The organism is Futiania mangrovi (assembly GCF_024158125.1).
Classification (GTDB): Bacteria; Pseudomonadota; Alphaproteobacteria; order Futianiales; family Futianiaceae; genus Futiania; species Futiania mangrovi.
In genome coordinates this window covers 61,140-82,512 of sequence record NZ_JAMZFT010000003.1, presented here as the reverse complement: position 1 = coordinate 82,512, position 21,373 = coordinate 61,140, and the positions used below count along the sequence as shown (strand labels likewise).

Here is a 21,373-nt window from a genome sequence, read left to right as displayed (position 1 = left end):
AAGGGGTCAGCGTTCCATGAAACTGGTGCGATACGGCGAGGCCGGGCGCGAGCGTCCGGGGCTTCTCGATGCGGGCGGGCGCGTGCGCGATCTCTCCGGCGTGATCGACGACGTGGGCGGCCGCTGGCTCCTGCCGGCGGCGCTGGAGATGCTGCGCGGCATCGACCCGGCGACGCTGCCTGCGGTCGAGGGCACCCCGCGCCTCGGCGCGCCTGTCGGAAACGTCGGCAAGCTCGTCTGCATCGGTCTCAACTATGCCGACCATGCCGACGAGATGAATTTGCCGCGCCCCGACAAGCCCGTCGTGTTCATGAAGGCGACCTCCTCGATCTGCGGTCCGAACGACGACATCCTCATTCCGCCGGGCTCGGAGAAGACCGACTGGGAGGTCGAGCTTGGCATCGTGATCGGCGCGCCCGCGCGCTTCGTCACGCCGGGGAAGGCGCTCGCGCACGTCGCGGGCTACACCATCGTGCAGGACGTGTCGGAGCGGGACTGGCAGCAGAACGAGGGCGGGCAATGGGTGAAGGCGAAATCGTCGGACACCTTCGGACCCGTTGGCCCGTGGCTCGTCACGGCGGACGAGGTGCCCGATCCGCAGGCCCTCGACATCTGGCTTGAGGTCAACGGCACCCGCATGCAGGACGGCAACACCGCGACCATGATCTTCGGTGTGGCCGAGGTCGTCGCACACATCTCCCGCTTCATGACACTTGAGCCGGGCGACGTGATCGCCACGGGCACGCCGCCGGGCGTGGGCGTCGGGCGCACTCCGCAGGTGTTCTACAAGCCCGGCGACAGGGTGCGCCTCGGTATCTCCGGTCTGGGAGAGCAGGCCGCGACACTGGTGCGCGATCCGCGCTGACGGCTGTTCGGGAAAGGGGTGCCGGCGGCGCGCCACGCGGGGTTTGCGGGGGGATCGGGCGCGCCGCCGGACTTTTGCCGGAAAGGGGGGCATCCGGCTGATGTTCACATATGTTCTCGTCCGGGCGCTTTAAAGGGGGCGCCCCGCGTCTGCACACGAAAATGTGAAGATCTGCGTCGGTGCCGCTTCCGGCGCGGCTCAGTCCGCGATCGCCAGCGGCGCGACGGCCTTGCGAACGGGTTCGGGCACCGGAACGGGCCGGCGCGTATCCCGGTCCACATAGACGTGGACGAAGCGGCCGTGCGCCGCCGTCTCGGCCGCGCCGGCAGCGAAGATCCCGATGCGGTAGGTGATCGAGCTTCCGCCCAGACGCTCGACCGCGATGGCGGCCTCGACCGGCTCGGGGAACGACAGCGGCGCGAAATAGTTGCACCGCGTTTCCACGACGAGGCCGATCTCCGTGCTCTTCTCCAGGTCCAGCGCGCCCGCCTCGATAAGGTAGCGGTTCACGGCGGTGTCGAAGAAGGCGTAGTAGGTCACGTTGTTGACATGCCCGTAGACGTCGTTGTCGGCCCACCGCGTCTCGATCCGCGCGAAATGCCCGAACGCGGACCGGGGCAGGGGGGCGGGGCGTTCTCCGGGCCCGCTCATGCCATGGCTCCCGCGGCATCTGCAGCCGCCGCCAGTGCCGCCACGGCCGCGGCCCCATCGGGTCCGGCTAGTGCCTCTGCCTGCTTGCGGACATTCGCATCGATCTCGAGGCCCAGTTCCCGGATCGCAGGGGCCAGTCCGGCCGCATCGCGCATGGCGGTCAGCGCCGCTGCCACGCTCGGCGCACCGGCCTTTGCCACCAGCGGCGCAAGGGCCGCTTCCGCCGCTCCGCCGTGGCCGTCCATCGCGGTCCACGCGGGCAGCAGCGCCGCCGCGATGGGGCCGTGGCGGACGCCGTGCCGGCCGGTCAGCGCCAGCGTCAGCGCCGATGCAGCGCCGATGCTGCGCCCGTTGCGGGACAGTGCGGCCATGCCCGCCGCCTCGAACGCCGTGATGCGCAGCGCGGTCGCGTCCGGGTCGCTCAGCGCAGTCACCCCGGCCAGCAGACCGCCCGTACCCGCGATCAGGCGCACAGCCCCGGCGGCCAGCGCGCGATTGGCGTGCGGCGCATCCGCTTCGGCCAGCGTCTCTGCGGCCTGCATCAGCGCGGCGAACAGTCCGGCAGCCACCGTCTGCGGCGGCAGGGCGCGCATGCAATCGGTGTCGCAGAGGATCCGCGCCGGCCGCACGCGGCTTGCATCGATGGCGATCCGCTGCGTCGGGGTGCCGACCTCGCCGCGGACGTCGGCGACGATCCGGTCGGACAGCGGCACCAGGGAAGCTGGCGCCGGCACCACCGCGATCCAGGGCTTCGCCGCGCGGACAAGCGCCGGGCGCTGCACGATCTCGGCGAGGGGGGCATGCGTCGAGGCCAGCATCGCGACAGCGCGCGCGGTATCGAGCGCAGCGCCCGACCCTGCGGCGATGACGCTGTCGCAGGACATGTCGTGGAAGAGCGACAGCGCCTCGGCGATGGCGTCCTCGTGGGCGACCGTGTGGCGCACCTCGAACGGCACGGCCCGGCCGGGCGGCGGGGCCATGGAGCGCATCCTGTGCAGGTGCCCGAAGGTCGTCGTGGCGCCGCACACGATCATCAGCGGCCGCGAGAAGCCCGCCGCCGCCGTCGTCTTCGGCAGGTGCTCCATCGCGTCGGGAGCGATCAGGGTCGGTGACTGAAAGGCAACGTCCCGCATGTTCATCCGGCGCTCCTCACGCGGCCTGCGCTCGAAGCGCTTCTGCGATCTCGGCGCAGATCGCGTCGGCGGCCGCAGCCGGGTCCGGCGCGGCGGTAATCGGGCGTCCCACCACCAGCCGGTCGGCGCCCGACGCGATGGCGCGCGCAGGCGTCATCACCCGCTTCTGGTCCTGGGTGCCGGTCCCGGCCGGGCGGATACCCGGCGTGATGACCTCAAAGCCCGCAGGGGTTGCGGCCTTGATGCGTCCCGCCTCGTGCCCGCTGGAGATCACGCCGTCGGCGCCGGCTTCGGCGGCCGCGCGCGCCCGGCGCAGCGCCAGCTCTGCCAGCGGCTCGTCGAAGCCGATCTCTGCGATGTCGGCCTGGTCAAGGCTTGTCAGCACCGTGATGGGAAAGAGCTTCAGGTCTGTCTGCCCGCTCGACGCGCGCCCTGCGACCGCGGCGCGCACGACATGCGGGTCGCCCTGCAGTGTCAGGATCTCCACGCCCATGTCGGCGATGCGAGCCGTTGCCTCGTGCACGGTCTGGTGGATGTCGAACAGCTTCATGTCCAGGAACACGCCGAAGCCGTCCGCCGCCAGTTCCCGCGCCAGGTCGATCCCGCCGATCGGCACCAGGCCGAGGCCGATCTTGAACGTCCCGACATGCCCCTTCAGCGTTTCGCACAGGGACCGGGCAGCCCCGATCTCCGGCACGTCGATCGCGACGATCAGGCGCCGCCTCGCGTCTGTGATGTCGGGCATATCCTCTTCTCCCACCGCCGCAGGAGTGTCATGGGCGGCGGGAGAACGCTTGTCAATAAGGGGAACCGCACTCAGCCGCGGGACCAGGTCCGGACCGGCCCGACGTCGAGGTGGACGAAATTCCGGTTGCGGTACTCGCCGACCCCGCCGCGTCCAAGCCTGCGGGCCGCGCCGGCGATCTGCCGGGCGCTGCGGGTGCGCGAGAAGACGTCGACCGCCATGCCCTGCATGTGCAGGCTGTTGCGCGCTGCCCCCTGCCCGGCGAGGCGCCGGTTGGTGACCGGCGAGCGGTAGCCCGAGGTGATGCCGAGCGGTTCGGTCGTGTCGATGAGGCGCTGGATGTGCCACATCAGGTCGACGATGCGGGCATCGACAGGCACGATGTCCCCCGTGCGGACATCGCGCAGCAGGAAGTCGATCTCGCCCAGTGCCTCCGGCACATAGACGCCGTTTTCCATGTAGACGGTGTCGGTACGCTCGCCCGTACGGGCGTTGAAGAGGCGCAGGCGCCGGACCTGCATGGCCGCCTCGGCAGTCCCTCCCGATGCCACGGGGAGAGCAGCGGCTGCCGTCAGCCCGGCGAGGCCGCGCAGGAATCTGCGGCGGTCGAGGTACGGGCCGCGGCCGGCTGTGGGAGAGGCGGGGGGTGTGCTGTCGCTTGCCATGACGCAACCTCGCAGAAACAACGAACGAAAACTGCAAACCGGCGGGAAACCGGGGAGCCCGGGCATCGGCTGACGCAAGGGGCGTGCCAGCTTTCGCGCGGCATCTCCGGCGCCCAGGGTCAGCGCGCCGGTGCTTGCTGGCGGGCGGGTGCCCGCATGATCAGGCCGTAGTGCCGGGCGAGCCGGGCCAGGGCCAGCTTGAGCACCAGCTTCCCCGAGCGTTTCGGCCAGCCGAGCCGCGTTTCCGCTGCCGCAAGTCCCTCCTCCTGCCCGCACACCGCGAGAACGATGTCGGCAAGTCCAGGGCCCAGCGCCGACAGCGCCCGGGACAACCCCTGGCGGGCGGCGGCCTCCCGCGTTCCGGCGGGCGGTGCGACAGGGCCGCGGCGTCCCGGCGGCGGCGCCTCTCCCGGCCAGGCCTGTGTCACGCGGGGACCGCGCGCGGCCATCAGGAAGTCATGGGCAAAGCGCTCCCCGGCAGCGATCTCGCAGGGTTCGAGAAAGGGCTTGCCCTGTCCGTCCGTCTTCCGCGCCAGGGTCCGCAACGGGGTGCAGATCGGGGTGTCGTCGAGATCCATGGTCATCGTGCTCCTTCTGCCATCAGGGTATGTTCCAGCCGGTCGATGAGGGCATCGAACGCGGGATCGTCGCGGCGTTCTTCCACCAGGCGTGCGGCGTGGGCCGCCGTCGTCCGGTCGCGGCCGAGGGCGCGCCCGACCTCCACGAAGGTCATGCCCAGCGCGACATTCATCAGGTACATGCAGACCTGGCGCGCGCGGGCGGCGGAGGCGGTGCGGCGGCTCGGTGCGCGCAAGTCCTGCTCGGGGACGTGGAAGGTCCGGCTGACCAGGCGGAACAGCCCCGGCACCGGGTCGGCGCCGCCGGTCTTGATCGATACGCACAGGGAGATGGGCGGGATCGGATCTGGCACGAGGATTCTCCTTCACGCAATGTACGAAATGCGTACAAGAATGACCTTGCACCTAGCAGACAGCGGGCGGGAGTCAAGGAAATGTGTGCGCAATAAGTAATTTTACTTGACTAAAAGGTGCGGTTAACGTAAAAATTGACTAACCCAAATCACGCCCGAGGGTCCTGTGAGCAATCGCATTCGCCATTTCCGGAAGCTGCGCAATCTCAAGCTGCGCGAGCTGGCCGAGCGTATCGGCACCACACCGCAGAGCGTAAGCCGGCTCGAAACCGGCCACATGACGCTCTCGCTCGACTGGCTCAACCGGATTGCCGATGCCCTGGACGTCCATCCGACCGACCTGATCGACGCGCCCCCACAGGATCGGGGCGTGACGCCGCTCCTCGGGCACGTCGGTGCGACGGGGCAGGTCGAAGATGGCCCGCTGGGCGATATCGAGCTTGTGTTTCCTGCGGTCCAGCCGGTCGCCGTCCGTTTGCTCCACCCGATCGCGGGTTATCGTGCGGGGGAGGTTCTTGTAGCGGACCGGAAGGGGGGCGATCCGGGCCGCGCCGCGGGTCGCGATGCGCTCGTCGAGTTGGCTGACGGCAGCCGCCGGCTTGTCCGGGTCGTGCCGGGAGCCGGGCCTCGGGGTGGGTATCTTTTCGTGTCGCTGGATTACTCGCAGGTTTTCTCCGCCAGCGAGGTGCGTTCCATTGCGCCGGTGGTGATGTCGGTCCGCTATCTCTGACCGATGAGCCAAAAAGTACGCATGTCGTAAAAACTTATCCTCGCGCAGTGCGGGCGTGGGATCATCCGGGCAGGTGCTTGTCTGTCTGGAGTGTTCCCGATGTCCCGGTCCGAGACGTTTTCCTGTCCCGCAAGGGCGCGCATTGAATCGCTCACGGGGCCGTTGCCGCCCCTCGTGTGGCGGGCGGCGCGCGCTGGTTCCCTCCGCTATGAGAGGCCGCGGCACGCAGCGCCGCTCGTCGGGACGGCGCTCGCCGACGGGGCGGTGCCTGGCGTGCGCGTGCTCGATGCGATCGAGGCGGCGGTGGTCGCACAGGTTCGGCGGGGCCGCCGGCGTCCCTGGGCGGTGCGCCCCGGACGTCTGATCGGCTTGCTGGCCGCCTTTCTCGCCGAACGGCGCGCACTTCCTCCGGCGCCCTGATCCGGCGCCCTGATCCGGCGGCGGATGGTGCGCGTATAAATCGAGACAGGGGCATTGCACGACCCCCCTGTTCCGGCTTCGAGGCCGCAAGTCCCTCATCCCCCGAACGGCCCGGCCGGCGAGGGCCCCGGGTCACAACCCGGGGCCCTCGGCATTTCCCGAAAATTTTATGCGGATTTACCCGGTCTTTACCACGCGCGCGTCACCATCCGGGCCGTGCAGGGTGCGCGCCGTGCGGTGCGCCAGTTCCGGAGAGCGAGAGTGGCATCGAAGAAGCAGCCGGGATCACGGTCCAGGGAATCCCGGAAGGTCGGTATTGGCGGCTGGGTACAGAGCCTTCTGATCGGTGCGCTGGTAACCGTGGCGCTGACCGTCGTGGCGGCTTTCGGCGTCGTGTCGTCCGTGCGCGACGAGGCCGGGCGTACGGCGCAACAGGCCGCGGTGCGGATCGCCGACGATCTTTCGGGCATCGAGGCCGAACTGACCGACATGGCCGGACTTGCCCGTGCAGCCATTCTCGACAACCAGAACAGCCGGACGCCGGGCACGCGCGCGATCTCTCCGGACATGTTCCGCGCCATGTCGACGCCGCCGATGGCCGGGCGTCCCTATGTCGAACTCGCCGTCTTCATGCCGCGCATGGACGATGCGGACGACGCCGTGTTCGAGGCGACGGCCCACTCGGCGGGCCTTGCCTATTACCAGGCGGAGTTTCCGCCGCAGGGGGCCCGGGAGGCGCCGGTCAGCTATTTTCCGATCCGTTATCTCGTGCGTCCGCCGATGTCGGTGGAGGAGGCGCGGCTTCTCGAAAGCGGTCTCGTCGAGAAGAACACGGCCGCGGGGCCTGCTGCGCTCGATGCCCTCGCGCGCGCGGTCAAGACGGGCGAGGTTGTGGCCTCCGTCCTGATCCCCGAGGGGGCGCCTGCGGGGTTCGGCGTATTCAGCGCCCGCTCGATCCGCGCCGAGGCTTCTCTGACCGAGGGGCAGCGGCATGTGTTCTGGCTGATGCGGGCGATCGCGCGCACCGATGCGGAGGTGGTGAACGCACGTCCGCGCGACGCCCGCGACGTTCTTGCCGTGGTGGCCTACAAGGCCTCGCTCGACCGCCTCGTCCCGGCGGGACTGGCGGAGGCCGGCGTGCAACTCGACATCGTCGCGCCTGTCGAAGGCGCGGCTCAGCCGGTCCGGATCCTGCGGGCGGGTGCAGAACTTGCTGCGCCCGGCATGGTTGCCAGGCTGCTTGGCCATGCGATCGTGCACCACGAACAGACCCTTTCCCTGCGCGGCCTTCCGCTCGAGGTATCCGTTGCAGCGGATGCCCGGCCGGGCGTCCGTCACTACGGCCTGATCGGACTTGCTGCGCTTGCCGGTATCCTGGCGAGCGCGCTCTTCGCCTTCATCGTGCACCGGATGGCGACGCGGGCCGGCTCGCTGGAGCGCAGCAACGAGGAGATCTCGGCGCTCATCGAGAGCCAGCGCCGCGAACTGGCGGAGAACGAGCGCCGCCTTCAGCACCTCGTGGAATCGACCAATGTGATCCCGTGGGCAGCGGATCTCGCGGCCAAGCGGTTCACCTATATCGGGCCGCAGGTGGAGTCGATCGTCGGTTATCCGCCGTCTACCTGGTTCAGCCAGGGGTTCTGGGTGCATCACGTCCACCCCGACGACCGCGACCGCGTGCTCTACAACCTCGACGACCTCGCAGAGAAATCCTTCGCCGTGCGCGAGTACCGGATGCGCAAGGCCGACGGCTCGATCATGTGGGTGCGCAACTCGATTACCTCCGCCCCCGACGATGCCAAGGCCGGCGCCAGCGTGCGCCTCGGGATCGGCCCGCGTTTCGTGCAGGGCTTCATGATCGACATCACCGAGCAGAAGCGGGCCCAGCACGCCCTGCGCGTGGCCAAGGAGACGGCCGAGCTTGCCAACCGGACCAAGTCGGAATTCCTTGCCAACATGAGCCACGAGCTGCGCACGCCGATGAACTCGATCATCGGCTTCTCGGAGATCATGAAGGACCGGATCCTCGGCCCGCTCGGCAACGACAAGTACGCCGAATATATCGAGAACATCTACAACTCCGGTCGCCACCTGCTCGACCTCATCAACGACATTCTCGACCTCTCCAAGATCGAGGCGGGCCGCTTCGAGCTTCAGGAGGAGGACGTCGACACGCATGCGCTCCTGCGCTCGTGCCACACGCTGCTGTCGGAGCGGGCCAAGCGCGCCGGTCTCCATTTGCGTGTCCTGGCGGAGGAGGGGGTGCCCGACATCCATGCCGATGGCCGCCGCCTCAAGCAGGTTCTGCTCAACCTTCTCACCAACGCGATCAAGTTCACCAACCCCGGCGGTTCCGTGACGCTGGAAGCCGGCGTCGATCCGACCCGCGGGCTGGAGATCAAGGTGATCGACACCGGAATCGGGATGAAGCCCGAGGACCTGCCGCGCGCGCTGGAGAAATTCAGCCAGATCGACAGTGCGCTCAACCGCCAGCACGACGGGACGGGTCTCGGTCTGCCGATCGCGAAGTCGCTCATGGAACTGCACGGTGGCGGTCTCGAGCTGCAGTCGAAGTACGGCCATGGCACGACGGTCACGATCTGGATCCCGCCGCGCCGTCTGCTGAAACCGCGCAGCGGTTCCGACGGCACCCAGCAGCCCCAGCGTGCCCAGCGCGGACGCAAGGTCGCCTGAACCTGCGCGCCCGGTTGTCCCGCGTCCCGGCGAGAGCGGGGAGCGTTCGGGCGTGCGTCAGGCGGCGCTGCCGCCCGTTGCGCCGCCTTGCTCCGGCACTTCCATTTCCAGCTCTGCCCGGCCCAGGCCGTTGACATAGGTGAAGCTGCGGATCAGCGCACCGACGGTGGGGCACGGGTGCGACGAGATCATTCTGTCCAGCCAGTCCCGCGAGAAGGGGAAGGCGCCCGTCCGGCCCATCATGTCCGGGGGCAGGGACGAGAAGCCCATCGACCAGCCCGGGAAGCTCCGCGCCTGTACTGTACCCCGGTGCAGCACCGTGACCTGATGGTGGCGCGGGTCGGCCGCGATGCGGGAGAACAGCGCCTCGACCTCCGCCTCGGGACCTTCAAGCAGTTGAAGGAAGGCGGTTTCGACATGCAGCAGCACGCCCGTGATGGCGTGCGTCGCGTTGTGGGCGAGGGCGGCGGCCAGGATTGCGTCCACACCGTCGCGGCTCAGGCCGGGTCTCTCGGAACTCACGTACAGCAACTGATAGACTTCCGGCATCTCTGGTTTCCCCGTGCATCAGGGCACAAGTCTTGCTGCAATTTGATAATACTCCGTTGTGGCGTGAAACCGCGGTATACGGGGCCTGCGCCGGGTGGTGCTTGTGGCGCACGGCAAATCGCGTCTATCTGCCGGTGGTACTGCGACTGCCACGCGCCGGAGAACGAGAGCATGACCGCACCCGCCATGCACGACGACGACCGGCCGCTTCTCGGCGTCGGGCTGATGTTTCTCGCCGTCGCGGTGGTTCCGGCCATGGACGTGCTTGCCAAGTACCTCTCGGAGACCATGCCGTCGGGCCAGGTGGCGTGGGGGCGTTACGGGGTCCAGGTGCTGCTGACGCTGCCCATGGTCCTCGCGGCCGCGGGGTGGCGGGGCTTCTGGCCGCCGCAGATCGGTCTGCAGCTGCTGCGCGGCCTGTGCTTCGCAGCCTCCACCACCCTCTTCTTCACGGCCATCGCCTACATGCCGGTTGCGGACGCGCTGGCGCTGCTGTTTGTCGAGCCGATGATCCTCACCGCGCTCTCGGCCCTGCTGCTGGGCGAGCGCGTCGGCCCCCGGCGCTGGACCGCGGTGGTCGTGGGTTTCGCCGGCGTGCTCATCATCCTGCGGCCCGGCATGGGCGTGGCCAGCGAGGGCGCGCCGCTGGCGCTGGCCTCGGGCGTTCTGTTTGCCTTCTATTTCCTGACGACGCGCAAGCTCAAGGGCGCGGCGCCACCGATCGTCACACTGGCGTTCGGCGCGCTTGTCGGCAGCGTGGTTCTGTCGGCGGTGCTGGGGGCAGGCACGATGCTGGGCGACACGGGGAATTTCCATTTCATTGCGCCCGAGCCTTGGCAATGGGGTGCGCTGCTGGCCATCGGGAGCATTGCGACGGGCTGCCATTTCCTGATGGTGCTCGCGTTCGAGCGGGCGCCCGCAAGCGTCCTTGCCCCTGTTTCCTACTTCGAGATCGTGTCCAGCGCGGCGTTGGGCTATCTCGTGTTCGGGGACTTTCCCGACGTCTGGACCTGGGTCGGCATTGCCGTGATCGTCGGCAGCGGGATCTACATCGCGTGGCGCGAGCGGCAGGTTCACGGCACGGCCGCACCGAAGACCGTCCCCGAAGCCAGCGCGGGTGTCTAGATCAGCAGCAGTCCGCCGGCGGTCACAAGCGCCGCCAGCAGCATCACGCAAAGATCGGCGGGTGTGAGGTGCGGGGAAGGGGCGCGCGTGTCCATGGAGGCAAGCTTCGCCCGGCAACGGTTGACACATGCTGAACGCCGCGGAACGCGGGCGCAGAAGCGGTCTCAGGCCACCGAGGCGGCGTGGCCGGTATCCTTGCCCGCACCGACCGCATGAAGCGCTGGCAGGCGGACCGTGACCCGCGTTCCCTCGCCCAGCGTGCTGTCGATCCTGATCGTTCCGCCATGCAGTTCGACCAGGGCGCGCGCCACCGCGAGACCCAGCCCGGCCCCTTCGCCCGTGTGGACATAGGCCTGCTCGCTTACCTGCTCGAACGGACGGCCGAGGCGCGCAAGCGCACCTTCCGGAATTCCGACGCCCGTGTCGGTCACCGCGATCTCGCAACGCCCGCCCTCGACATGTGCCTCGACCGTCACGCTGCCGCCGCGCCCGGTGAACTTCAGGGCGTTCGACACCAGGTTGAGCAGGACCTGCTTGATCGCGAGCTTGTCGCCGGAAATACGGGGCAGGCCGCCGGCCTGCACGGCGTTCAGCGCGATCCCGCGGTCGGCGGCGGTATAGGACATTTCAGAGATCACGTCGGCGATCAGCGGCGCCAGCTCGAACCGCTCCGCCGTGAGCGTGTAGCGCCCGGCCTCGATCCGCGACATGTCCAGCACGCTCGCCACCGCGTCGAGCAGCTGGCGTCCGCTGTCGTGGATCATCGCTGCATAATCGCGGTAGCGCGGCGCGCCCAGCGTGCCGAACAGCTCGTCCCGCATGACCTCCGAAAAGCCGATGATCGCGTTGAGTGGCGTGCGCAACTCGTGGCTCATATGCGACAGGAAGCGGGCCTTCGCCCGGTTGGCGGCTTCGGCGGCGTCGCGCGCCTCGATCAGGTGCCGCTCATAGGTGTGGCGCAGCGTGATGTCGCGCATGACCACGATGAATTCCCTGAGCCGGCCAGGGCTTGCGCCGAGCACCGGGCGGATGTGCGATTCCGTCCATATCCCTGTCCCGTCGCCCTTCAGCATCCGGCAGACGAGCGTGGCGTCCTCGCCCAGGTAGGCTGCGCGCGCGAAGGCGGTCTGCATCGCCTCGACCTCGTCCGGCGCGGCATGGTCGGTGAGCCGCGTCCCCGCGAGCGCTTCCGGCGATGCGCCGAGCACGGCACTTGCCGACGGCGAAGCGTAGGTGATCCGGCCGTCCGGTGCCTGCCGCAGGATGAGGTCCGCGACATGGTCCACGAGAAAATGGTCGAGCGGTTGCCGCGCCCGTGCCGCCGCCTGCGCCTGGCGCACGGCGCTCGCGATCAGCAGAAGCAGCAGCGCGCCATAGAGCGTGGCCGCAGCCGCGCCGACGCCCAGTGCGGCAAGACCCCGGTCCCGGGCAGCCATCTCGCCGGGCAGGATACCGGGCGCAAAGGCCAGGGCGCCGGTCAGCGCACCGGCCAGAACCGCCGCCGTTCCCAGTGTCCAGCCCAGGCGCTTTCCGCGCACAGACAGGCCGCGCCATGGGTGCGTTTTCACCCCCGGCCCGCCGGCATCAAGACCCGTGGTGCGTCCGATCACTGCCCAACCCGAATCGCTCAAGACCGCGAATCGCCAAACGATAAGCTTAACCCTTTGTTAATCCAAGGGTCAGGACGCTGTGGCGAAGCGATCGCCCTTGCGATAAGGTCCCGATTCGGGGCTTGGGGTCGTTTCCGGAGGGAATGGAATGCCATCCGTCACCAAACGCCTGCTGCTGGCCGCTGCCGCGGCCATCGCCCTTACAGGCCCTGCACAAGCCGATCACGATCCGATCCATGACGCCGCGCGGGCCTATGTGCTTTATGACGGTGCGGCGGCTGACGTTGCGCGCGATCTGCCGCGGACCGATGCAAAGGTGCACCAGGTGCTGAAGCGCCTTGGCCGCTTCGATCCCGCGCAGCTCGGCTCCGGCTGGGTGGCGAGTGCGGCGCTCGCCGCGGCCTCGGCGCAAGGCTACATCACCGGTGTGACGCGCGCGGCGGCTGCGGAAGGCAGCGCGGCCCGTCTTGCCGACCGGATCGTCGCCGATCCCTTCCAGGTCATGCAGTTTGCGGGCGCGGCCGATGGCCTGCACGCGGCGCTGGAGGAGGTGAGCCGCGACAACCAGCTCTATGTGTGGCTTGCCGGGGCGTTCGACGATCTGGCGCGGGGCAAGCCCGTGCGCGCGCAGCCCATGGCCATGTGGGTCGTGCCCCGGCCGAACCCGATCCGGGTGAGCATGGGCGTCCCGGCGCAGGGCGGGGGCGGCTCGCGCGACATGCCCGCCTGGTCCGCGGGGGAGCGGGATAACCCTTCCGTCGTCGTGCGGCTGATGGCGCTGGGCGCGCTGCACATCCTTGGCGAGTCCGCGAAGCCGCAGCGGGCGGAGGCTGTCAGCCGCCTGTTGCATCACGACGCGATGACCGGCTGCCTGAACTGGGCGCGCGCGAACCTCAGCCAGTGCACGGCTGCTGCCCGCGGGCGCAGCGAAAACACCTTCTGCACCGGTACGCACGCCGTCGACGAGACGGCGAAGTGCTTCAGCTGGATCCTGCCCGCGAACTATTGACCGGGACGGTTCGTCACTGTGCGGCGCGGGCCTTGCGGGCGCGCCATGCGAGGCCCGCAAGTCCCAGCAGCACGAGCGACAGCGGCGCCGGGGCGCTGACCGCGCCGGCAACCCGGTCGGCCAGCACGAACATGCTGTCGTGCACCCAGTCCACGCCCGTGTTCCACTTCACCACATCCGCGAGCCGCAGGCCCGACAGCCAGGCGAGGCTTTCGGAATCCATCGCCGCCTCGAACCAGAAGCGGTCGCCGTCCCGCAGGCGGGTGAACTGGTCGGTGATGAGCGTGTGCATCAGTTCGCCGACCAGCGCCGCGGTGCCGTCCGGCAACATGTGCGGGTCTTCCGCCAGCGCGGCGATCCAGGCGTCGATATTGTTCACGTCGCCATAGACCGCCTTGAAGGCCGCGTTGACCAGCGGGTCGGACGAGAGCTGGTCGAAACTGGTGATCGGGGCGAGGCCGTAGGCGGCGCGCACGCTGTTGTAGTCCGCGACGCCCCGGTCGCGCGCCCGCTCGATGTTGAGCGCGGCGAGATCCAGCATCACCGGATGTACCGGGTTCAGCACGAGGAAGTTGCGCACCGCGTCGACGATCATCGGGTCGATCTCGCTTGCGGCAGTGGCGGCGAGGCCGCGCAGGACCGGGTCGAGCCCGCCCTCCTGCTGTAGCAGCGACGGATTGAAGAAGGCGTCCTTCAGCATCAGGTTGCCGCCTGCGACGGGCGTTCCGTCTGCGTTGAGCCGCGCGACCACGTCCGGCAGCGTGGTGTGGCCGAAGCGGAAGCCGATGGCGGAAAACTCCTGCGTCACCGACGGGTCCACATGGGCGTCATAGCCCTTGTAGGGCGACAGCGCGCCCTCGCCCAGGACGACGGGCAGCCACTCGTTATAGGTGATCGCCTGGATTTCCGCGCCGACGATCCGGCGGGCTTCCTGGTAGATCCGCTCGCCGTCCCAATGCGGGTTGAGCGCGCCCAGCGCATCTGCAAGCCGGTTGTGCTCGCGCACGAAGAGCGTGTGCATCGACAGCAGCGGGATGTTCTCGTTCGCCCGCGTGTCGCCGGTCATGAACATTCCCATCTCGTTGATGGGCGGAAGCTGGCCCTCGGAGACGCGCATCTTCCCCGTGCCGTCGTTGGTGCGCAACTTCGAGGCGGTTGCCGCGTCGGAGCCATAGACCATCGATGCGTCGATCCACGAGGTGATCGCGTTCGGATGCGCGCGGCTGCCGTCCGCGCCGACGGAGGAGGGGACCGCCCGCGTCGTGCGCAGGCTCATGCTGCCGGTGCCGGCCGGGTCGAACCAGGGGTCGCCCGCGGGCACCGGGATCGACATGGGGTCCCCGCCCGCGATGGGCGTGATCGAGATGTCGTGGTCGAGGAACTGGCCCCAGGCCCAGAACATGTTGGAAATGCCGGCGCTGCTCGGCACCGTACGTGGCCCCTGCGCGGCCAGCGCGTTCGACACCTCCCGCGCGCTCGGCCGCGTGCCCGTGCCGCCATAGGGCGCGAGATAGGTTTCCGGCGCGACCCGCATCAGGTCGGTTCCGGCCATACCCCATGTGACATTGGCGAGATTGTTGCCGCTGCCGTCGAGCGTGCGGAACTCCGGGGCAGCGAGCGAGGCCGAGCTGTAAAGAAGCGTGACGGCCGTTACACAGAAAAGTGATCGGATGTGTGACATCGTGACCCCGTTACTCAACAAACACGCGGCGGTTGAGCGCGTGGCAGCAAGTTATATGCCAAAGGTGTTAAGCGACCGTGCCCGCCGGTGCGCCCGGACGCCCGGCCGGCAAGGGATTCTTTACCCTGTCTGCGCCATTCTGCCGCGATGGCTGGGAAATCCTCATCGCGGCAGGGCAAGGCCGGTTCCGCAGGCGAGCACGGCTGGTCCGGCAGGGACCGCCGGCGTCCCGCCTCCATGCCGCCGCTGGAAACGCTGGGCCCGCCGGACGAACTGGCGTCCCTCGGTTTCGAGGCCGGGGTCCAGGTCGAGACGTTGCGGGCGCTGGAGACGGCGCTCGGTGCCGAGGCCGCGGCCGTGGAGGCTGCGGGTGCTCTCGACGACCGGCGCGACCCCAGCCCGGCGGGCGGCGAGGCGTGCAGTGCAGCAGCCGTGCCGTTCGGCCATGTCCTGTCCGGCCTGCAACTTCGTCCGCTGGAGATCGCGCGCTACCGGTGCCCGGCTGTCTGGGTGCGGCTTGGCTATTTCGCCGTGGGTGCCCATCGCGCGCCGAACCTCGCGGTTCCGCCCCGCCACCTGTCGATGCTGGTCAGCGGCGGTGACATGACTTACCCCATGCCCGACCGTGAGTCGGTGCGCACCGATGGCGCGCTGATCCTGACCAACCAGCGCATCGTCTTCCAGGGCAAGGGCGCGATGGTCGAGATTGCTCTGATCGATACGCTTGCACGGGTCTTCTACCCCGATGCTCTGGAGATCCGGCACTGGGATGGGGAGGAGTGCCTGATCCTCACCGACGTCTTTGCCCTCTCGCCCGGCGATACGGAACTTCTCGACGCGCTCTTCATCGCCCAGGGCTAGTCTGCCCCTTGCCGGTTGACACCGCGCCCGTCCCGGGCACCCTGCCTGCCTGAGGCATGGGGGAGGGCAGTGTATGCGTGATGGCCTGATCGCCACCTTTCAGGTTGGCTGGGACGCGCTGGTGCATTTCGTGGACGACGAGGGGCTGGAGATATCTGGCCACATGTCGTTCACGGCCTTGCTCGCGATCTTTCCCTTCGTGATCTTCCTCGTGGCGCTTGGCGGTTTCGTCGGCGATCCGGAGGCGGCCCAGCGCATCATCGGCCACATGTTCGAGGTCATGCCGGCCGAGATTGCCGAGGCTCTCAGTCCCGTTGTCGAAGAGGTGCTGCTGCGTCAGCGCGGCGGACTGCTGACGTTCGGCATCCTGGCGACGCTCTGGACTGCGTCGAGCGGGATCGAGGCGCTGCGGGGCGCGCTCAATCGCGCCTACGACGTGCAGGACGTGCGCTCCTTCTGGCTGCGGCGGCTGCAGAGCGTGCTGTTCGTGATCGGGGGGGCGGCCGGCCTGCTGCTGCTGGCGCTGCTGATCGTCCTCGGCCCGGTCATCCTGCGCCTTGTCGAGGTATGGTTTCCGCTGCCCGCTTCGCTCGTCGTGCTGTACACCGTCTTGCGCTACGCGATCGCGCTGGCGGTGCTGGGCGGCTCGTTGATGGCGCTGCACCGTTTTCTTCCCGCCCGGCGCATGAATACCCGCGATCTCTGGCCCGGGATCGTGGTGACCATCCTGCTCTGGATGGCGGGGGCCAGCGCCTTCTCTTTCTATCTCGCGGGCTTTGCCAATTACTCGGTGACCTACGGCAGTCTCGGGGGCCTGATCGGCGTTCTGCTGTTCTTCTACATCACGGGCGCGCTGTTCATCCTGGGGGCGGAGGTCAACATGGCGCTTCTGCGCCGCCGCCAGGCGGAGGGAGCGCGCGCGTCCGGCACGGCCGACGGCTGATCCGTATTTTTGTGCAGTGCAACAAAATTCCCTTGACGTCGCGCGGCGAGGCTCCTATCTAACGGATCATGTTGCAGTGCACAAAACCTGTTTGGTGCGTTGCAGACCGCGAATTTCAGCCAGCCGCAATCGCGGCGGACAAGGAGTGACGACCATGACCACCCGCAAGACGACCGATGCCAAGACCGCCACGGCCGACGCCTTCAAGCTGGCGCAGGACGCGACGGAAAAGTTCAATGTCCTCGGCAAGGACATGACCGCCGCCATCGAGGAAGCCCGCAAGGCGAGCGCCGAGCGCGCTGTCGCCCTGTCGAACACGGCGCTCGACATCGCGCAGGCGAACCTCAACGACGGTTTCGAAGCCGCCCGCGCCGCGATGGAAGCCAAGGACGTCCGCGAGGCGTTCGAGATCCAGACGGCGTATTTCCGCACCGTGTTCGACCGTACGGCGGGCGAGGGGCGCAAGCTCACCGAGATGACGAACGATTTCGTCCGCACCTCGGCTGAGCCGTTCACCAAGCTGGCGGCGGAACTGCGCGCCAAAACGGCCGCGTAATCGGCTTTCGCCGAGGCGGGCGCCCGGTTCCTCGCACGGTCCGGCGCACGACAGGCCCTTGAGCGGGCGTCCGCGTCCGAAAGGCAGGGAAGGCCCGGAGAGAGATCTCCGGGCTTTTTCCTTTTGTGGCGAGCCCTGCGCCCTTTTGGGGGCTGGCGCAACGCAGGGCCGCGCGGTAGAAGCGGCGCCTATTCTGTTGCGTCGCAACATGGCCGGCGCACCTGGCAATGCAAGGGCTTCAGACACATGGACATTTCCAAGATCCGCATCGGCGAGAACCCGCCGCACGACGTCAATGTCATCATCGAGATCCCGGCGAACTCCGACCCGGTGAAGTACGAGGTCGACAAGGAGTCGGGCGCGCTGTTCGTCGACCGCTTCATGCACACGGCGATGTACTATCCGGCCGACTATGGTTTCGTGCCGCACACCCTGGCCGAGGATGGCGACCCGCTCGACTTCATGGTGATGACGCGCGCGCGCCTGATCCCCGGCGCGGTCGTGCGCTGCCGCCCGGTGGGCGTGCTGCTGATGGAGGACGAGGCGGGCCCCGACGAGAAGCTGCTTGGCGTGCCGCTCTCCTCCGCGCATCCCTATTACGACCACATCCAGACCTACGAGCAGCTGCCGCCGATCCTGATGCAGCAGATCCAGCACTTCTTCGAGCACTACAAGGATCTCGAAGGCGGCAAGTGGGCCAAGGTGAGGGGCTGGGGCGGCGTCTACGAGGCCAAGAGCCTCATCACCTCCGCCATCGCCCGCCACAAGGAGAAGGAAGGCAAGGCCTGACCCCTCGCCGGGGCAGTACCGCTCGCCTTCGCCCTCGCAAGCACCCCCCGTCCCGCGCTATAGCGTGGGATGGGGATGCACTCGCGCTTGCAAGGAACGTCTTTCCATGTCGACCACACCGCCGCCGGGCCAGCCACCGCTCATCGCGGACGATCTGAAGGAATCGGCGCTGCACTACCACGAGTTTCCGCGGCCCGGGAAACTCGAGATCCAGGCGACCAAGCCGCTCGGCAACCAGCGCGACCTCGCGCTCGCCTATTCGCCGGGCGTGGCGGCCGCGTGCGAGGCCATCGTCGAGGATCCGCTCGCCGCGGCACGCCTCACCTCGCGCCAGAACCTCGTCGCCGTCGTCTCCAACGGCACCGCCGTGCTCGGCCTCGGAAATATCGGCCCGCTCGCCGCCAAGCCGGTGATGGAGGGCAAGGCCGTCCTCTTCAAGAAATTCGCCGGCATCGATGTCTTCGATATCGAGGTCGATGCGCTGGACGTCGACCGCGCAGTCGAGGTGATCGCGGCGCTGGAGCCGACCTTCGGCGGCATCAATCTCGAGGACTTCAAGGCGCCCGAATGCTTCGAGATCGAGACACGCCTGCGCGAACGCATGGGCATCCCGGTCTTCCACGACGACCAGCACGGCACCGCGATCATCGTCGGCGCGGCGGTCGTCAACGCGCTCTCGCTCTCGGGCAAGAAGATCGAGGACGTGAAGATCGTCACCTCAGGCGCGGGCGCGGCGGCGCTCGCCTGCCTCAATCTTCTGATGAGCCTCGGCGCCCGGCGCGAGAACATCTGGGTCACCGATATCGACGGGCTCGTCTGGGAGGGGCGGCCGGGTCTCAACCCGTACAATGGCGCTTTCGCGCAAGCGAGCGAGGCGCGCACGCTCGCCGACGTGATCGAGGGGGCGGACATCTTCCTCGGCCTCTCCGCGCCGCGCGTGCTGAAGCCCGAGTACCTGGAGAAGATGGCCGAGCGGCCGCTGATCATGGCGCTGGCGAACCCGGTGCCGGAGATCATGCCCGACGTGGCGCGCGCCGCCCGGCCCGACGCCATCGTGTGCACGGGGCGGTCGGACTTTCCCAACCAGGTCAACAACGTCCTCTGCTTTCCCTACATCTTCCGCGGCGCGCTCGACGTCGCGGCGACCACGATCAACGAGGAGATGAAGGCCGCCGCGGTGCACGCCATCGCCCGGCTGGCGCGCGAGCCGATGTCGGACGTGGCCGCGCGCGCCTATGGCGGCGAGGGCAAGGTCTTCGGCCCCGACTACCTGATCCCGACGCCGTTCGATCCGCGCCTCATCCTGCGCATCGCGCCGGCGGTGGCGAAGGCCGCGATGGAGACGGGCGTGGCGCAGAAGCCCATCGAGGACTTCAAGGCCTACCGCGACCGGCTGGAGCGCTTCGTCTTCCGCTCGGGCCTCATCATGAAGCCGATCTTCGCCGCCGCGAGGCAGGCGAAGCGGCGCGTCATCTACGCCGACGGCGAGGACGAGCGGGTGCTGCGCGCGACCCAGGTGGTGCTGGAGGAGGGGCTGGCCGATCCGATCCTGATCGGGCGTCCGTCGGTCGTCGCCCGGCGTCTGGCGCGCTTCGGCCTCAGCCTGAAGCCGGGTACGGACTTCGAGCTTGTGAACCCCGAGGACGATCCCCGCTACCGCGACTATGTGGACAGCTATCTCTCCCGAGCGGGCCGCATGGGCGTGACGCCGGACGCCGCGCGTACCATCATCCGTACGAACACCACGGCGATCGCCGCGACGGCGGTGCTGCGCGGCGATGCGGACGCGATGATCTGCGGCCTCGACGGGCGGTTCGACCGGCACCTGCGGCAGATCCGCATGGTGATCGGGCTTGCTCCCGGCACGCACGATTTCTCGGCGCTGTCGCTGCTGATCCTGAACCGCGGGGCCTATTTCTTCACCGACACCTATGTCACGCACGACCCGTCGGTGGAGGAGATCGCGGAAATGACGCTGATGTCCGCGCGCCACATCCGCCGTTTCGGGATCGAGCCCAAGGTGGCGCTCCTGTCCCATTCCAATTTCGGGTCGGGCGATTCCTCCTCGGCGCGGAAGATGCGCGACGCGCTGGGCCGTATCCGGGACACCGCGCCCGGCCTCGAGGTGGATGGCGAGATGCACGGCGACGCGGCGCTGTCGCAGATCCTGCGCGACCGGGTGATGCCCGCGTCGACGCTGAGGGGGGAGGCGAACCTGCTCGTCTTCCCGAACCTCGATGCCGCCAACATCGCCATGAACCTCATCAAGGTGATGGGCGACGCGCTGCCCGTGGGGCCGATCCTCGTCGGCGCGGCGCGGCCTGCGCATATCCTCACGCCGTCGGTGACCTCGCGCGGGGTGGTGAACATGACGGCCATCGCCGCGGTGGAGGCGGAAACCGCCCTCGCGGATGCAGCAGGCTGAGCGGCACGGCGTTCGGCGCGGCACAACACGTACGCAAGGGTCCCGATGGATGTGCCGGGGGCGGAGGCGTACGCTTCTTCCATCGGGTCCATTCCGGGGCCCGACAGACAAGGAGGCGACAAGCTGACTCCGCCCGACCAGGCAGAGACATCTCAGGCCTTCGGTGAGAGAAAGCCCGGTTTCGAGATCGGGCAGGTTCCAGGGGAACCCGTCGGGGCGCCCACCCCGGCCAGAAAAAAGGCATGGCGGCACTCGCCCGGACCCCTGCCCGGGTGGGTGTCCGCACATTCATTTCATTCAAAACTGCAGATTGCCGACGCCTCCGGCGTGCGCAGAGCTTGAACCTTGCGCAAAGGCGCGTAACCTTGCGCGCCGGGGCAGGGTTTACGCGAGGGCCGGGGGGCATGCGCGACGACACGCCGCCGCCACGAGGACACGTGGCAGGGGGCGAACATCTGACTTATGAACGCTCACGGGACCGGCTCGGGGTGCGCGCGGGCCGCTGGCTCGTGGCGATGTTCGGCCTGTGGGCACTGGCCGGTGCGGTCGGGACCGGAGTGCTGTCGTTGCCGGATCATCCCTTGCCGGGGCTGGAGCGTGCCGTCGCGCTGGTTCTTCTGTTCCTCGGGGCGCTGGCAGGTTGGCGCGCGGCGTCCCACGTGCTGCGGCTGGGGCAGCGCGGGCCGGCGCTCCGGGCCGGAAACGACCATCTCGTTCTCGACTTGCCGCCCTTGTCGGAGCGGATCAACTGGCGCTCGCTCGGCTATGTGAACTGGGATGCGGTCGCGCGGGAGGTGACCCTTCTGGTCCGGTGGTCGACGCCCGAAGGCGGCCGCCGGCGCCTGTTGCGGCTCGACCTGCGCGATCTCGACGGGGACACCGCGCCCCTGAAGCGGCACATGGAGCGCATGGCCATCGTGCACGGCTTCGTGTTCCGGGAGCCGGACGACCTGCAATGATCCCGGTCTGACGGTCTGGCGCGGCGGCTGTG

20 protein-coding genes are annotated in these 21,373 nt (G+C 68.6%); 11 read left to right on the top strand and 9 right to left on the bottom strand.

From position 1 onward, the window contains the following. Positions 1-16 precede the first annotated feature (16 nt). On the top strand, positions 17-865 hold the full coding sequence (locus NJQ99_RS13095; protein WP_269333316.1) for a fumarylacetoacetate hydrolase family protein: 849 nt from the start codon (positions 17-19) through the stop codon (positions 863-865). A gap of 198 nt (positions 866-1,063) precedes the next feature. On the opposite strand, the gene NJQ99_RS13090 is transcribed toward NJQ99_RS13095, so the two are convergent. The 6 genes from NJQ99_RS13090 to NJQ99_RS13065 form a co-directional block, all read right to left on the bottom strand. Further along, positions 1,064-1,516 (bottom strand): acyl-CoA thioesterase, encoded by a 453-nt coding sequence (locus NJQ99_RS13090; protein ID WP_269333315.1) that lies wholly within the window; start codon positions 1,514-1,516, stop codon positions 1,064-1,066. Beyond that, a complete protein-coding gene (locus NJQ99_RS13085) occupies positions 1,513-2,655 on the bottom strand; it encodes an iron-containing alcohol dehydrogenase (protein ID WP_269333314.1) in 1,143 nt (380 codons plus the stop codon). Before NJQ99_RS13085 ends, NJQ99_RS13090 begins: the two co-directional genes overlap by 4 nt. 10 nt (positions 2,656-2,665) lie before the next feature. After that, positions 2,666-3,394, bottom strand: coding sequence for an orotidine-5'-phosphate decarboxylase (gene pyrF / locus NJQ99_RS13080; RefSeq protein ID WP_269333313.1), 729 nt, complete (start codon positions 3,392-3,394; stop codon positions 2,666-2,668). A gap of 71 nt (positions 3,395-3,465) precedes the next feature. Beyond that, positions 3,466-4,059 carry a YcbK family protein gene (locus tag NJQ99_RS13075; RefSeq protein WP_269333312.1) on the bottom strand — a complete coding sequence of 198 codons (594 nt, stop codon included), beginning with the start codon at positions 4,057-4,059 and terminating at the stop codon, positions 3,466-3,468. A 119-nt stretch (positions 4,060-4,178) separates the two neighbouring features. Beyond that, a complete protein-coding gene (locus NJQ99_RS13070) occupies positions 4,179-4,637 on the bottom strand; it encodes a DUF6456 domain-containing protein (protein ID WP_269333311.1) in 459 nt (152 codons plus the stop codon). Positions 4,638-4,639: 2 nt separating this feature from the next. Continuing rightward, a complete protein-coding gene (locus NJQ99_RS13065) occupies positions 4,640-4,990 on the bottom strand; it encodes a helix-turn-helix domain-containing protein (protein ID WP_269333310.1) in 351 nt (116 codons plus the stop codon). A gap of 166 nt (positions 4,991-5,156) precedes the next feature. Between NJQ99_RS13065 and NJQ99_RS13060 the strand changes: the two genes are divergently transcribed. Next, on the top strand, positions 5,157-5,720 hold the full coding sequence (locus NJQ99_RS13060) for a helix-turn-helix domain-containing protein (protein ID WP_269333309.1): 564 nt from the start codon (positions 5,157-5,159) through the stop codon (positions 5,718-5,720). Positions 5,721-6,401: 681 nt separating this feature from the next. Continuing rightward, positions 6,402-8,834, top strand: coding sequence for an ATP-binding protein (locus NJQ99_RS13055; RefSeq protein WP_269333308.1), 2,433 nt, complete (start codon positions 6,402-6,404; stop codon positions 8,832-8,834). A gap of 57 nt (positions 8,835-8,891) precedes the next feature. Here NJQ99_RS13055 and NJQ99_RS13050 read toward each other — a convergent pair whose 3' ends face one another. Beyond that, on the bottom strand, positions 8,892-9,383 hold the full coding sequence (locus NJQ99_RS13050) for a BLUF domain-containing protein (RefSeq protein WP_269333307.1): 492 nt from the start codon (positions 9,381-9,383) through the stop codon (positions 8,892-8,894). A gap of 171 nt (positions 9,384-9,554) precedes the next feature. On the opposite strand from NJQ99_RS13050, the gene NJQ99_RS13045 reads away from it, so the two are divergent. Continuing rightward, positions 9,555-10,508 (top strand): DMT family transporter, encoded by a 954-nt coding sequence (locus tag NJQ99_RS13045; RefSeq protein WP_269333306.1) that lies wholly within the window; start codon positions 9,555-9,557, stop codon positions 10,506-10,508. Positions 10,509-10,672: 164 nt separating this feature from the next. Here the strand turns inward: NJQ99_RS13045 and NJQ99_RS13040 are convergent, their stop codons facing one another. Next, a complete protein-coding gene (locus NJQ99_RS13040) occupies positions 10,673-12,139 on the bottom strand; it encodes a PAS domain-containing sensor histidine kinase (RefSeq protein WP_269333305.1) in 1,467 nt (488 codons plus the stop codon). A gap of 127 nt (positions 12,140-12,266) precedes the next feature. Here NJQ99_RS13040 and NJQ99_RS13035 point away from each other — a divergent pair, with 127 nt between their 5' ends. Further along, positions 12,267-13,127: a hypothetical protein gene (locus NJQ99_RS13035; RefSeq protein WP_269333304.1), complete on the top strand. Its 861-nt coding sequence runs from the start codon at positions 12,267-12,269 to the stop codon at positions 13,125-13,127. Positions 13,128-13,140: 13 nt separating this feature from the next. Here the strand turns inward: NJQ99_RS13035 and NJQ99_RS13030 are convergent, their stop codons facing one another. Further along, positions 13,141-14,808 carry a peroxidase family protein gene (locus NJQ99_RS13030; RefSeq protein WP_269333303.1) on the bottom strand — a complete coding sequence of 556 codons (1,668 nt, stop codon included), beginning with the start codon at positions 14,806-14,808 and terminating at the stop codon, positions 13,141-13,143. 237 nt (positions 14,809-15,045) lie between these two features. On the opposite strand from NJQ99_RS13030, the gene NJQ99_RS13025 reads away from it, so the two are divergent. The 6 genes from NJQ99_RS13025 to NJQ99_RS13000 all read left to right on the top strand — a co-directional run bounded on the left by NJQ99_RS13025 (position 15,046) and on the right by NJQ99_RS13000 (position 21,341). After that, positions 15,046-15,669 (top strand): hypothetical protein, encoded by a 624-nt coding sequence (locus NJQ99_RS13025; protein WP_269333302.1) that lies wholly within the window; start codon positions 15,046-15,048, stop codon positions 15,667-15,669. Positions 15,670-15,742: 73 nt separating this feature from the next. Continuing rightward, positions 15,743-16,612: a YihY/virulence factor BrkB family protein gene (locus tag NJQ99_RS13020; protein WP_269333301.1), complete on the top strand. Its 870-nt coding sequence runs from the start codon at positions 15,743-15,745 to the stop codon at positions 16,610-16,612. Between the two features lie 154 nt (positions 16,613-16,766). Continuing rightward, positions 16,767-17,168: a phasin family protein gene (locus tag NJQ99_RS13015; RefSeq protein ID WP_269333300.1), complete on the top strand. Its 402-nt coding sequence runs from the start codon at positions 16,767-16,769 to the stop codon at positions 17,166-17,168. A 246-nt stretch (positions 17,169-17,414) separates the two neighbouring features. Then, a complete protein-coding gene (gene ppa / locus NJQ99_RS13010; RefSeq protein WP_269333299.1) occupies positions 17,415-17,957 on the top strand; it encodes an inorganic diphosphatase in 543 nt (180 codons plus the stop codon). 106 nt (positions 17,958-18,063) lie between these two features. After that, complete coding sequence (locus NJQ99_RS13005; protein WP_269333298.1) at positions 18,064-20,382, top strand: NADP-dependent malic enzyme; 2,319 nt, start codon at positions 18,064-18,066, stop codon at positions 20,380-20,382. Positions 20,383-20,870: 488 nt separating this feature from the next. Continuing rightward, a complete protein-coding gene (locus NJQ99_RS13000) occupies positions 20,871-21,341 on the top strand; it encodes a hypothetical protein (protein ID WP_269333297.1) in 471 nt (156 codons plus the stop codon). Positions 21,342-21,373: the final 32 nt, after the last annotated feature.